Source organism: Streptomyces sp. NPDC051218, assembly GCF_044455475.1.
Classification (GTDB): domain Bacteria; phylum Actinomycetota; class Actinomycetes; order Streptomycetales; family Streptomycetaceae; genus Streptomyces.
On record NZ_JBITEU010000004.1, the window covers coordinates 236,967 to 250,150 of the forward strand.

At 71.3% G+C, this 13,184-nt stretch carries 11 protein-coding genes; 7 read left to right on the forward strand and 4 right to left on the reverse strand.

Going from position 1 to position 13,184, the window contains the following annotated elements:
* Positions 1-62 precede the first annotated feature (62 nt).
* A complete protein-coding gene (locus tag ACIBCK_RS14640; RefSeq protein WP_399390115.1) occupies positions 63-605 on the forward strand; it encodes a GNAT family N-acetyltransferase in 543 nt (180 codons plus the stop codon).
* An 80-nt stretch (positions 606-685) separates the two neighbouring features.
* Positions 686-1,705 carry a questin oxidase family protein gene (locus ACIBCK_RS14645; RefSeq protein WP_399390117.1) on the forward strand — a complete coding sequence of 340 codons (1,020 nt, stop codon included), beginning with the start codon at positions 686-688 and terminating at the stop codon, positions 1,703-1,705.
* 8 nt (positions 1,706-1,713) lie between these two features.
* Here the strand turns inward: ACIBCK_RS14645 and ACIBCK_RS14650 are convergent, their stop codons facing one another.
* Complete coding sequence (locus tag ACIBCK_RS14650; protein ID WP_399390119.1) at positions 1,714-2,502, reverse strand: dioxygenase; 789 nt, start codon at positions 2,500-2,502, stop codon at positions 1,714-1,716.
* 119 nt (positions 2,503-2,621) lie between these two features.
* On the opposite strand from ACIBCK_RS14650, the gene ACIBCK_RS14655 reads away from it, so the two are divergent.
* Positions 2,622-3,146 carry a MarR family winged helix-turn-helix transcriptional regulator gene (locus ACIBCK_RS14655; protein WP_399390120.1) on the forward strand — a complete coding sequence of 175 codons (525 nt, stop codon included), beginning with the start codon at positions 2,622-2,624 and terminating at the stop codon, positions 3,144-3,146.
* A gap of 108 nt (positions 3,147-3,254) precedes the next feature.
* Here the strand turns inward: ACIBCK_RS14655 and ACIBCK_RS14660 are convergent, their stop codons facing one another.
* Both ACIBCK_RS14660 and ACIBCK_RS14665 read right to left on the reverse strand, forming a co-directional pair.
* Positions 3,255-4,754, reverse strand: coding sequence for an MFS transporter (locus ACIBCK_RS14660; protein ID WP_399390122.1), 1,500 nt, complete (start codon positions 4,752-4,754; stop codon positions 3,255-3,257).
* Between the two features lie 111 nt (positions 4,755-4,865).
* Complete coding sequence (locus tag ACIBCK_RS14665; RefSeq protein WP_399390123.1) at positions 4,866-5,522, reverse strand: TetR/AcrR family transcriptional regulator; 657 nt, start codon at positions 5,520-5,522, stop codon at positions 4,866-4,868.
* Between the two features lie 285 nt (positions 5,523-5,807).
* On the opposite strand from ACIBCK_RS14665, the gene ACIBCK_RS14670 reads away from it, so the two are divergent.
* Positions 5,808-7,094, forward strand: a complete 1,287-nt coding sequence (locus ACIBCK_RS14670; protein WP_399390124.1) for a M6 family metalloprotease domain-containing protein — start codon at positions 5,808-5,810, stop codon at positions 7,092-7,094.
* A 12-nt stretch (positions 7,095-7,106) separates the two neighbouring features.
* Here the strand turns inward: ACIBCK_RS14670 and rho are convergent, their stop codons facing one another.
* Complete coding sequence (gene rho, locus ACIBCK_RS14675; RefSeq protein WP_399390126.1) at positions 7,107-8,330, reverse strand: transcription termination factor Rho; 1,224 nt, start codon at positions 8,328-8,330, stop codon at positions 7,107-7,109.
* 349 nt (positions 8,331-8,679) lie between these two features.
* Between rho and ACIBCK_RS14680 the strand changes: the two genes are divergently transcribed.
* From ACIBCK_RS14680 to ACIBCK_RS14690, 3 genes are all read left to right on the forward strand, one after another.
* The gene (locus ACIBCK_RS14680) at positions 8,680-9,489 is read left to right on the forward strand and encodes a 3-hydroxybutyrate dehydrogenase (protein ID WP_399390128.1); all 810 of its coding nucleotides are present in this window, start codon (positions 8,680-8,682) and stop codon (positions 9,487-9,489) included.
* A 116-nt stretch (positions 9,490-9,605) separates the two neighbouring features.
* Positions 9,606-11,099 carry an MFS transporter gene (locus ACIBCK_RS14685; RefSeq protein ID WP_399390129.1) on the forward strand — a complete coding sequence of 498 codons (1,494 nt, stop codon included), beginning with the start codon at positions 9,606-9,608 and terminating at the stop codon, positions 11,097-11,099.
* 62 nt (positions 11,100-11,161) lie between these two features.
* Positions 11,162-13,141, forward strand: coding sequence for a helix-turn-helix domain-containing protein (locus tag ACIBCK_RS14690; protein WP_399390131.1), 1,980 nt, complete (start codon positions 11,162-11,164; stop codon positions 13,139-13,141).
* Positions 13,142-13,184: the final 43 nt, after the last annotated feature.

Below are 13,184 nucleotides of genomic sequence, written 5' to 3' on the forward strand. Positions count from 1 at the left end.
CCAAGCCGCGCATCTATTTTCCTGACGTTGCAGTACCCTGTGCCGCCACAAAGGGAGGCCGGATGCCGTCGGAACGTACAGAGGTGCAGGTCAGGCCGGGCACGGAGGCCGATCTGGAGGCCCTGACCGCTCTCTACAACCACTACGTACGTGAGACGGCGATCACATTCGACACGGCCGTCTTCCTGCCGGAGGAGCGCCGCCCCTGGCTGCTCTCCCATCCTGAAGACGGCCCCCACCGCCTCTTGGTTGCCCAGGAGCGGGATTCCGGGCTGATCCTCGGGTACGTCACGAGTTCTCCTTTCCGGGCCAAGCCCTCGTACGCCACCTCGGTGGAAGTCAGCGTCTACTGCGCGCCGGACGCCGCGGGCCGCGGTATCGGCACCCTGCTCTACAAGGCGCTCTTCGAGGCCCTCGAAGGCGAGGACCTGCACCGCGCCTACGCCGGGATCGCCCAGCCGAACGACGCCTCCGGCCGCCTCCACGAACGTTTCGGCTTCCGGCACGTCGGCACGTACCGCGAGGTGGGCCGCAAGTTCGGCCGCTACTGGGACGTCGCCTGGTACGAGCGTCCCCTCGGCCCGGCGAGCGGAAGCGGGACCTAGGTCCCGTCGGCTCCGTCCTAGGTCCCGACCTAGGACGCCAGGCCGTTACGCCCCGCCCGGACCCCGCCTAGCGTGCCCTCATGAATGCCACGGCCGACACCACCGGCACCCTCGACGAAGCCCTCCAGCGCCTGCACGCCTCGGGCCCCGAGCGGCTCGGACGGCTCACCAACCACGCGCCGATGGCCGTCGAGGCGCTCGCCGCGCACGGCCACTCCGGTGCGGTCCACCGCTGGCTCGGGCTGTACGCGCCGAAGTTGGAGGAGTACCCGAGCGCGGTCGAGCCAATCACCGGCGACAACTGGCGCGCGGCCCTCGGCGATCCGCGCCGCGCCGCGGACTGGATCGCGTACTTCGGCAGGGAGACCGGCGAACGCCCGTGGCGCGAGGTGCTCGCCGCGTGGTGGCCGCGCCTCCTTCCGGGCATGTACGGCGGCTCCACGCACCCGGTGATCCGGGTGGGCCACGCGGTCCGCACGCTCCTGACCGGCGAGGCGACCGAACCCCGCGTCGCCGAACTCGCCCACGGCCTCGGCTACTGGGCCGCCCGCCACCACCGCGTCACCGGCATCGAGCTCCTGCCCTGGAGCGCAGGCACCGCGGCCGCGGCCCTGGACGCCGTCGAGCCGATCCCGGACAGGGAGAGCGGCGGCTTCCCCGCGAGGCTCGGCCGGGTCGCGGGCCTGCCCGCGTGGGCGGCGGACGTGCGCGACCCCGACGAGGCGCACCGCCGGCTCACCGAGTTGGTGCGGGCGGCCACCCACCGGTACGCCACGCACGGCCACGGCGAGGAGACGATGCTGGTGCACGCGGCGACCGCGCCCAACGCCGTGCTGCGCGCCCTGCCCCGCACCCTGTGGGCGCCGAGCCTGCACGCTGCCTGGACGGCATCGGCGGCGGTGACCTCGATGTACGCCCCGAAGGCCCCGGTCGCGTATACCACGCCCGGCACCTTCACCCCCGAGGAGGTCTTCGAGCGGGCCCTGGCGCACGGGGACGAGCACGTCATCAAGTTCACCGACACGGCACTGGACGTGGGCGACGAGCGGGCCCTGACGTCGGCCCTGCGCGCGATCGAGATCAGCGAGCCCCTGTCATAGAAGCCGCCTCAGCCGAACTGCACCGACCTCTTCGCGAGCCCCATCCAGAAACCGTCGATCACACTCCGCTGCCCGCCGAGGTCCCCCGAGGCCTCGGCGGCCCCCAGCGTCACGAACAGGGGCGCGAAGTGCTCGGTGCGCGGATGGGCGAGCTCGCCCGCCGGGGACTTGTGCCGGAAGTCGAGCAGACCGTCCACGTCGCCGGTGTCGAGCGCCTCGTGCCCCCACGCGTCGAACTCCGCCGACCACGACGGCACACCGCTGTCCAGGTGGCGCAGCGCCGCCAGATTGTGTGTGAAGAAGCCGCTACCGACGATGAGTACGCCCTCGTCCCGCAGCGGCGCCAGCTTGCGGCCGACGTCCATCAGGCGGCGCGGGTCGAGGGTCGGCAGGGAGATCTGGAGCACGGGGATGTCGGCGTCGGGGTACATCTCGACGAGGGGGACATACGCTCCGTGGTCGAGTCCGCGATCCTCGATGTCCTGCACCGGCGTGCCCGCCCCGCGCAGCAATGTGCGTACGGAATCGGCCAGTTGAGGCGCGCCCGGGGCGGCGTACGTGACCTGGTAGTAGTGCTCGGGGAAGCCCCAGAAGTCGTACACCAGCGGCAGCGTCCGCGTCGCGCCGATGGCCAGGGGGGCCTCTTCCCAGTGGGCGGAGACCATGAGGATGGCCTTGGGGCGCGGCAACTCCGCCGACCAGGCGCGGAGCTGGTCCGGCCAGAGCGCGTCGTCGGCCAGCGGCGGTGCGCCGTGGCTGAGGTAGAGGGCGGGCATGCGCTCCTGGGTTGCGGTCATGGCGGCGCCTCCGAGAACGTACGAGGAACGACTTACTTTAACTCTCAAGCTTTCACTCGGGAGTGACCCTACCTCTACATTGTTTAAGTTTCAAGGAAGGGCTGCGTACAGTGGAGTACATGGACACGGCACCCACTTCTCCCCCCGACCTTCCCGACGGGGAACCGCGCTGGCTCGACGACGACGAACAGCGCACCTGGCTCGCGTATCTGCAGGCCAGCACGCTCCTGGAGGATCACTTGGACCGCCAGTTGCAGCGCGACGCCGGCATGCCGCACATCTACTACGGCCTCCTGGTCCAGCTCTCCGTCGCCCCGCGGCGGCGGATGCGCATGACCGAGCTGGCGAGGAACACCAAGATCACCCGATCCCGCCTCTCGCACGCCATCGCGCGCCTGGAGAAGAACGGCTGGGTGCGCCGCGAGGACTGCCCCTCCGACAAGCGCGGCCAGTTCGCGATCCTCACCGACGACGGTTACGAGGTGCTGCGCAGGACGGCGCCCGGCCATGTCACCGCCGTGCGCCAGGCCCTCTTCGACCGGCTTACCCCGGAACAGCAGAAGTCCCTCGGCGAGATCATGACGATCGTCGCCGAGGGACTTCAGCCCAAGGAGGCGGGAGCGGACCTGCCTTGGCTCCGCTAGACGCTCCGCTGTGGAGGGGCGGTCAGAAAGCTGCGGGCCGGATCGGGCTGGTCGCGCAGTTCCCCGCGCCCCTCAAGAGGACGCCCCCAGGGGCGCCCTCTTGAGGCATCAGTGCACCAGCACCGGCACCTTCACCTCGTCCTCGGCGCCGTCCTCCGACGAGGCCGAGGCGTTGCCGCCCTGGGCGCCGGTGGTGATGAACGTCGCGGCGATCAGCGCGGAGACCGCGAGGATGCCGACCGCCCACCAGATGGCGCTGGTGTAGCCCTCGACCATGGCCTGCGCCTGGAGGAGCCTGGGGTTGGTGGCGCCCAGGGACGCGTGGTCCGTGAGGTACGCGGTGGTCGCCGACGCGGCGATGGTGTTCAACAGGGCCGTGCCGATGGCGCCGCCGACCTGCTGCGAGGTGTTGACCATCGCGGAGGCGACACCGGAGTCACGCGGCTCGACACCGTGCGTGGCGAGCGACATGGCGGGCATGAACGCCGTACCCATGCCGAGGCCGAGCAGCAGCTGGCCGGGCAGGATCACACCGGCGTACGAAGTACCGACGTCGAGCTGCGTCAGGAACAGCATGCCCACGGCGGCGACCAGGAAGCCGGGGCCCATGAGCAGCCGCGGCGGGACGCGGGTCATCAGGCGGGCGCCGATCTGCGTGGAGCCCGTGATCATGCCGACGATCATCGGCAGGAACGCGAAGCCGGTCTTCACCGGCGAGTAGCCCTGGACGATCTGGAGGTAGTACGTGAGGAACAGGAACAGGCCGAACATCGCGATGATCGCGAGACCGAGCGACAGGTAGACGCCACCGCGGTTGCGCTCGGTCAGGACGCGCAGCGGAAGCAGCGGCGACTTGACCTTCGCCTCGGTGAGGACGAACGCGGCGAGCAGGACGGCGGAGGCGACGAACATGCCGATGGTCAGCGAGTCCGACCAGCCGGCCGACTCGGCGCGCGTGAAGCCGTAGACGAGCGAGACCAGACCGAGGGTGGACAGGACCACGCCGGGGATGTCGAGCGGCGAGCGGTTGCGTCCGCCGGCCGGCTCACGGATGACGAAGTACGCGCCGAGTGCGGCGACGACGGCGAACGGGATGTTGACGAAGAACGTCCAGCGCCAGTTCAGGTACTCGGTGAGGAAGCCGCCGAGGATCAGGCCCACGGCGCCACCACCACCGGCGATCGCACCGTAGATGCCGAACGCCTTGGCGCGCTCCTTGGCATCGGTGAACATCACGGCGAGCAGCGAGAGGGCGGCGGGCGCGAGCAGCGCGCCGAACACACCCTGAAGGGCGCGGGCGCCCAGCATCATGGCCTCGCCGGTGGCGGCGCCGCCGAGCGCGGAGGCCGCGGCGAAGCCGATCAGGCCGGTCACGAAGGTGCGCTTGCGGCCCCAGAGGTCGGCGATGCGGCCACCGAAGAGCAGCAGGCCACCGAAGGCCAGGGCGTAGGCCGTGATGACCCACTGGCGGTTGCCGTCCGAGATGCCCAGGTCCTGCTGGGCGGAGGGCAGCGCGATGTTCACGATGGTCGCGTCGAGCACGACCATCAGCTGCGCGAGCGCGATGAATATCAGCGCTTTCCAGCGCCTGGGATCTGTTTCTGACATGGGAGTTGCCACCTAGCGGTACGTGTGGTGAAAAGTGACGGAAAGCCGATGCGTTCGAGCGGCCCGGGATGAGCGGGACTCAGGTAGGGCGCGACTCAGGTAGGGCGGGGCTCAGGACTGGCGGAGGTCCTCCAAGGTCGCCGCCTCACCGGGCAGCTCGGAGCGGGCCGGCGCCATCAGGCCGTCGAGGAACAGCTGGAGATGGCGGTGGACGAAACGGTCCATGTTCGGGCACGCCGTACCGGGCAGCGGCCTCGTGAGCTGGGAGAGGGCGACCATCAGGTCCCCGACGGCGATGTCGGTGCGCAGCTGCCCGGCCGCGCGCGCCCGTTGCATGAGCCCGTCGATCACGGCTTCGAGCCGCTCACGGGCGTCGACCAGATCCGGGTGATCAGGGTCGAAGGCCGCCTGGAGGATCGGGCACAGGGCGCCGATCCGCTCGTCGGCGGAGGCATGGACGAACCGGCGCAGGACGTCGAACGCGACGCTCGGATCGGCGTCGGCCGCCGCGATCGCCTCTTCGGCGTGGGCCGAGACGCGGTCGGTGACCAGCAGGACGACCTGATGGACCAGTTCGGAACGGTCGGAGAAGTGCCGGTAGACCGTGGCGTTGCCGACGCCGGCCCGGCGCGCGACCTCGTCGAGCGGCACGTCGGGGCCGAACTCGACGAACATCTCGCGTGCGGCGGCGACGATCCGCTCCCGGTTGCGCAGGGCGTCGGCCCGCGGGCGGGGCGTACGGCGCTGCGCGGCGGTGGCGGTGTCCACGACGGCTCTCCTCAGGTTTGGGGTCGGGCCTCCGGACGGTGCCGGAGCCTCTGCTGCGCGATGCGGGGAATCACTCCCCGTTTCGCTCGGACACAGGTCTAAACGGGGAGCGAGTCCCCGGATATTTCCTCCACTACGACTTTCTTCATGTGACCTGGCTCACACCTACCTGAACAAGAAACCCACGATCGGTCGCTCCCAGCGAGCGCCCGCGCACCCACCGGCACAGGGTGATCGGAAGGGTGCAGCCAGGACCGGCGGCTGCCGCAAGGGGAAGGCCCACGCATGCAGCAGCCGACCTGGAGGCAGCAGATACGCGGAGCGCGACGTGGCACGGCGATAGCCGCGTGCGCCGTCCTTGCCCTCACGGTCACCACATCGGCGAGCACCGGCCGCCTGATGGAGGAGTCCCCCACGGCGGCCGGCCCCGCATCGCTGGCCCGCGCGACGACCCTCAGCCCGTGCATGATCAACGGCACGATGGGCGTCCAGATGTCGGAGGGCGTACCCACCTCCGCCGGCTACTCCCGCTCCACGGGCACCGTCCGGGCCCTGAACCTCATGGTCGACTTCTCCGACGCCCGCGGCGACGGCACCGCCCTCGACCGCCTCAAGGAATTCTTCCCGCAGACATCGGACTGGTTTCGCACCAGCTCCTACGGGCGGCTCGACTACCGCCCCGAGTCCCCGATCCCGGACTGGCTGCGGATGCCCAAGAGCTTCAAGGAGTACGGGATAGAACGCGGCGCCCCCTTCGATCCCGGCTACCGCGAGCTGGTCCAGGACATCGTGGCGGAGGCCGACCCGGACGTGGACTTCCGGGAGTACGACCTGGTGAACATCCTCATGACGCCGAACGCCGGTCCTTCCGCGCTCGACACGGTCCTTTCGGTGACCTTCGCGGGCAACACCGAGGCGCCCGTCGCGGACGGCGTCCCGGTCTCCAACGCGTCGTTCGTCTACAGCCGCCAGGACGACGGCTCGGGCAGCTACCGCGAGACCGGCTACCGCGTACTCCCCCACGAGAACGGCCACGTCTTCGGCCTGCCCGACCTGTACACGCAGGACGGCGGCGGCGCGGTCGGCCACTGGGACATCATGAGCGAGGACTGGGGCGCCAACAACGACCTGCTGGCCTGGCACAAGTGGAAGCTCGGCTGGCTCGGCGACGACCAGATCAGCTGCGCGTCGAACGCGGGCACCACCGAGCACACGCTGAGCCCGCTGCCGGCCGAGGGCGGCACCAAGCTCGCCTTCGTGCCGCTGAGCACACGGACCGGGTACGCCGTCGAGGTGCGCACCCGTGGCGGCAACGACGAGGCGGTCTGCAAGCCCGGAGTGCTCATCTACCGGGTGGACGCCGAGGTCGACACGGGCCAGGGCCCGGTCACCGTCTCCGACTCCACGAAGGACAGCGGCGGCTGCACGCGCCGGCCGAACGTCCACGCGGAACTCTCCGACGCGACCTACGAGCCCGGCCAGACGTTCACGGACGAGAAGACGGGCGTGCGCATCACGGTGACGGACATCGACGAGGAAGGGCGCTACCGGGTGCACGTCACGCGGCCGTGAATGCGCGGGGCCTCAGGCGCCGTTGACCTTCGAGGAGCCGGCGCCGGGCACGGTCTGCTGCACCTGGCGCAGGAAGGCGGCGTTGTCCGGGGTCTTGCGCAGGCGCTCGATCAGCGTCTCCAGATTGCTCTGTGCGTCCCTGCCGTGCAGGGCGCGCCGCAGGCCGCGTACGGCGGTCAACTCGTCGGCGGGCACCAGGAGTTCATCCCGGCGGGTGCCGGAAGGGGTGACGTCGACGGCGGGGAACACCCGGCGCTCGGCCATGCCTCGGTCGAGGCGCAGCTCCATGTTGCCGGTGCCCTTGAGCTCCTCGAAGTAGTAGTCGTCGGCGCGCGATCCGGTCTCCACGAGCACGGTGGCGAGCATGGTCAGGGACCCGCCCTCCTCCGCGAGCCGCGCGGCACCGAAGAGGCGCTTGGGGCCCTGGATGGCGGCGGCGTCGACACCGCCCGAGAGAGTACGGCCGCCGCTGGACGCCGCGTTGTTGTACGCGCGGCACAGCCGGGTGAGGGAGTCGAAGAGCATGACGACGTCCTTGCCCTCCTCGGTGAGCCGCTTGGCGCGCTCCACGGCGAGTTCGGCCAGGGCGATGTGCTGCTTGGCGGGCCGGTCGAAGGTCGAGGCGAGCACTTCGCCGCGTACGGAACGCTTCATGTCCGTGACTTCTTCGGGCCGTTCGTCGAGCAGCACCACCATGAGGTGCGCCTCGGGGTGGTTCGCGCTGACGGCGGCGGCGATCTGCTGGAGCAGAACGGTCTTGCCGGTGCGGGGCGGCGCGACGATCAGGCCGCGCTGACCCTTGCCGACGGGGGCGACGAGGTCGATGAGCCGGGTCGCGACGCTGCCGCCGCCGGCACCCTGCGTTTCCAGGCGGAGCCGTTCGCGGGGGTGCAGCGGCGTGAGGTCGCCGAACCGTGCGCGCCTGCGCAGGGCTTCGGCCGAGTGACCGTTGACGCGCTCGACGTCGGTGAGGGTGCGGGCCTTGCCGCAGGTGCCCTGCACCATGTCGCCCGCGCGCAGGCCGAGTCGGCGGATGAGCGCGGAGGGGACGGTCACGTCGTTGGGGTTGGGGAGGCAATCGCCGGTACGGAGATGGCCGTTGGCGTTGTGACTCACGTCGAGGATGCCGGCGGCGGCGACGACGGGAGCCGCGGCAGACGTACTGGGGGTCGTGGTGGTCGTGGGGGTCGCGGTGGTCGTGGTGGTCCTGTTTCGGGGGATCGTTGCGGTACTCATGATGGGGTCCTTTCGCGGACATGCGAATGAGGGGCCCGGCAGGACGGTGTGTTCACGTCCCGTACGTCGGGCGGAGAGAAGAACTGCAGCAAAGGGCTTCGGAGAAATACGGAAGCTTCGGAGCTGCGGGGGGCCTCGGTGAGGCGGAAGAAAGAAGATCGGCACCGGCGCCGCAGAAGGCGGCGTACACACGTGCTGTTTGCAAGGTAGCACAGCTTGGGGACCGACGGACGTGACGTCAGTCACCAGGAGGGCGCCTCGACCGGCACGGGACCCACATGCCGCGCCCCCACGTTATGTGGGCCCCACACATGGGAACCCCACGCGGCGCACCCTTACGTTTCCGGCCATGACGAGCCCCATTCCCCGCGGTGCCGCCCCCGCAGGACCTGCCGGACCTGCCGGACCTGCCGGAACCGACCTCACCGGACGCACCGCCCTGGTCACCGGCGGCGCGAGCGGCATCGGCCGGGCCTGCGCCGTGGCCCTGGCCGCCGCCGGCGCCTTCGTCCATGTGGTGGACCAGCACGCCGACGCGGCCAAGGACGTGGCCGACGCGATCGACGGCGAGGCGCACGCCGTGGACCTCGCCGACCCCGCCGCGGTGGACACCCTGCCCACCCGCGTCGACGTCCTCGTCAACAGCGCAGGGCTCCAACACGTCGCCGCAGTCGAGGAGTTCCCCCCGGAGCGGTTCGACCTGATCCAGCGGGTCATGGTCACCGCGCCGTTCCTCCTGCTGCGCCGGACGCTGCCCCATATGTACGCCCACGGCTGGGGCCGCGTCGTGAACATCTCCAGCGTGCACGGCCTGCGCGCCAGCCCCTTCAAGTCCGCCTACGTCGCCGCCAAGCACGCCCTGGAGGGCCTGAGCAAGGTCACCGCCCTGGAGGGCGCGCCGCACGGCGTCACCAGCAACTGCCTCTGCCCCGGCTACACCCGCACGCCACTGGTCGAGGACCAGATCAGCGCGCAGGCCGCCGCCCACGAGATCGCCCCGGAGCAGGTCCTCACCGACGTACTGCTGCGGCGTTCCGCGGTGAAGCGGCTGATCGAGCCCGAGGAGATCGCCGCCGCCGCGCTCTGGCTCTGCGGCCCGCACAGCGGCTTCATGACGGGCGCGTCGCTGCCCCTGGACGGCGGCTGGACCGCCGCCTGAACTCCCGCTCCCCGCACGGCATTTCACATCCCTGTCTCACATCCCTGTCTCTTATCCCTGTCGCGGCCCGCCCCCATCGGGACGCGAGACGTCCCCATCGAGAAACGGATCACGCCATGGCAGCCGCAACGCCACGTCCCCAGGGCAATACCCCGGGGAAGGCCCCGGGCAAGGCCCCGGGCAAGGCCCCGGGCAAGGCCCCGGGCAAGGCCCCGGGCAAGGCCCCGGGCAAGGCCCCGGGCAAGCCGGGTATCGCCCGCATCATCAGCGCCAGCCTCATCGGGACCACCATCGAGTGGTACGACTTCTTCCTCTACGGCTCCGCCGCCGCCCTGGTCTTCAACACCCTCTTCTTCCCCAACAGCGACCCCTTGGTCGGCACCCTCCTCTCCTTCCTCACCTACGCCGTCGGCTTCGCGGCCCGGCCGCTCGGCGGCGTCGTCTTCGGCCACTACGGCGACAAGATCGGCCGCAAGAAGCTGCTCGTGCTCAGCCTGATGATGATGGGCGGCGCCACCTTCGCGATGGGTCTGCTGCCCACCCACGCCACGCTCGGTGTCGGCGCCCCGATCCTGCTCACGGTGTTGCGCCTGATCCAGGGCTTCGCGCTCGGCGGCGAGTGGGGCGGCGCCGTCCTGATCGTCTCCGAGCACGGCGACGACAAGAACCGCGGCTTCTGGGCCTCCTGGCCGCAGGCGGGCGCCCCCGGCGGCAACCTCCTGGCCACCGGCGTCCTCGCGCTCCTCGCCGCCGTCCAGTCCGACGAGGCGTTCCTGGCCTGGGGCTGGCGCATCCCGTTCCTGCTCTCCGGCGTGCTCGTGATCATCGGTCTGTGGATACGGGTGTCGGTCTCGGAGTCCCCGCTGTTCCTGGAGGCCCAGGCGCGCGCGGAGGCGGAGGCAGCCAAGGCGGGTGCGGCCGCGGTCGCCAAGCAGGACGCGCCGGTCGTCGAGGTCTTCCGGCACAACTGGCGCGGCGTCCTCACGGCCATCGGCACCCGGCTCGGCGAGAACGTCTCGTACTACATCCTCACGGCCTTCGTCCTCGTCTACGTCACCGTGCACCTGGAACTGCCCAAGAGCACCGCCCTGAACGCCGTCCTCATCGGCTCCGCCGTGCACTTCGTGACGATCCCGCTGTGGGGCGCGCTCTCCGACCGCATCGGCCGCAGGCCCGTCACCCTGATCGGTTCGGTCGGCATGGCGGTGTGGGCGTTCGCGTTCTTCGCGCTCGTCGACAGCGAGTCCTTCGCCGTGATCACCCTCGCGGTCACGGTCGGCCTGCTCTTCCACGGCGCGATGTACGGGCCGCAGGCCGCCTTCATCTCCGAGATGTTCGACACGAAGGTGCGCTATTCCGGGGCCTCGATGGGCTCGCAGCTCGCGTCCATCATCGGCGGGGCCCTCGCCCCGATCATCGCGGTGGAGCTGCTCAAGGACTTCGGCTCTGCGACGCCGGTGGCGCTGTACGTCTGCGTGACGGTGGTGATCACGACGCTGACCGTGCTCGTGGCGAAGGAGACGCGTGGCCGTTCGCTCGCCTCCCCCGCCGTGACGGGACCGGCTTCCGAGGGTGCGAACAGCGCGGCCTCGGCGACAATCGGACGCTGAACCGCACCCCGTGCGCGCGCACCAGCGGCCCGCGCAGCCCGCTCCCGGAGGCGACACGTCGTATGTCCAGCTCCCCAGAGACCGCCGGCCGGGCCGCGCACGGCGCCGACGGCAGCGCCGACGGCCGCCCCGACGGCAGCGTCGCCGACCGCGTCGCCCACGGGGAGCAGGCGTGCGTCGCCCTGCGCGAGTTGCTCGACCTCTTGGCCCAGGACGCGCCGGCCGAGCAGTTCGCCCGGCCGGCCGCGGCGGCGCGCGCGGCCGGGGCGAGCGGCGCGGAGCTCACGGCGATCGACGAGGCCACGCAGACCGCGCTGCGCGTGCGCCGCACCCTGAACCAGCACCAGCGCAGGGAGGCCGAGCTGACCGCCCTGTTCGACACGGCGGGCGACCTGGCGGCCCTGCGTGACCTGGACGCGGTGCTGCGTGCCATCGTGCACCGGGCCAAGCTGCTGCTGCGCACGGACGTCGCGTACCTCTCCCTCAACGACCCGGTGGCGGGCGACACCTACATGCGCGTGACGGACGGCTCGGTCTCCGCCGCGTTCCAGAACGTGCGCCTGGGCATGGGCGAGGGGCTCGGCGGCCTGGTCGCGCAGACCGCCCGCCCGTACGCCACCGTCGACTACGAGATCGACACCCGCTTCAAGCACACCGGCCCCATCGACAGCGCCGTACTGGAGGAGGGCCTGCACGCCATCCTCGGCGTACCGCTGCGCCAGGGCACACACGTCATCGGTGTCCTGTACGCCGCCGACCGCACCGCACGTGCCTTCGCCCCGGACGAGGGCGCGCTGCTGTCCTCGCTCGCCGACCACGCGGCGATAGCCATCGACAGCGCACGCAGGATGGAGGAGACGAGGACCGCGCTCGTCGACCTGAACGAGGCGTCGCAGACGATCCGCGCACACAGCGAGGCGCTGCGCCGGGCGGAGGACGCGCACGACCGCCTGACGGATCTCGTGCTGCGCGGCGGCGACTTCACGGAGGTCGCCACGGCCATCGGCGCGCTCCTGCACGGCGGCACCCTCATCCACGACGCGGACGGCACGGAACTCGCCCGCGTCGACGCCGAGCCCCGTACGCCCCCAGCCAGGGCCGTCGCCGCGTCGCGGGCCAGCGGACGGGCCGTCCCCCTCGACGGCACCTGGGTGTGCGCTGTCCTCGCGGGTCCTGAGCTGCTCGGCAGCATCGCCCTCACCGACCGCCCCGACCTGGGCGAGGCCGACCGACGCCTCTTCGAACGGGCGGGGGTCGTCACGGCACTGCTCCTCCTCCTGCGCCGCTCGGCCGCCGAGGCGGAGGACCGCGTACGCGGTGAACTCCTCGGCGACCTGCTCTCCCTCTCCGGCACCCCGGGCCGCCTCACGGCCCGCGCCCGCCGCCTGGACGTAGACCTGGCGCTCCCCCACTCGGTGTTCGTGGCGCACAGCGACGCGGCGTCCCGCCGGCTCCTGCTCTCCTCCGCCGCCCGAGCCGCCCGCCACGGCCTGTCCGGCCTGCACCACGACCACGTGGTCCTCGTCATCCCGGCCGACGACACCGGCTCCCGGGCCCGCGCACTCGCGACCGAGCTCACCCACGCCGCCGGAGCCCCGGTCACGGTCGGCGCCGCGGGCCCCGCCACGGGCCCCGAAGCCCTCGCCCGGGCCCACGCGGAGGCCCTGCGCTGCCTTTCCGCCCTGCGCGCGCTCGGCCACACCGGCCAGGGCGCGGACCTGCCCGACCTCGGCTTCCTAGGCGTACTCCTCGGGGAGGACACGAACCTCGACTCCTACGTACGCCGCACGCTGGGCCCCGCCCTGGACTACGACGCCAGGCGAGGCACGGAACTCATCCACACGCTGCGGGCCTATTTCGCCTGCGGGATGAGCCAGTCCAAGGCGAAGGACGCCCTGCACGTCCACGTGAACACCGTGGTCCAACGCCTGGACAGGATCGGCCACTTGCTCGGCCCCGACTGGCAGTCCCCAGAACGCGCCCTGGAAATCCAACTGGCCTTGCGGCTGCATGCGTACACGGGGTCAATGGGGCCGCCGTAGGCCCTCCGCCGCCAACGACGGTTCCGGCGCACCGGTGGGGCGC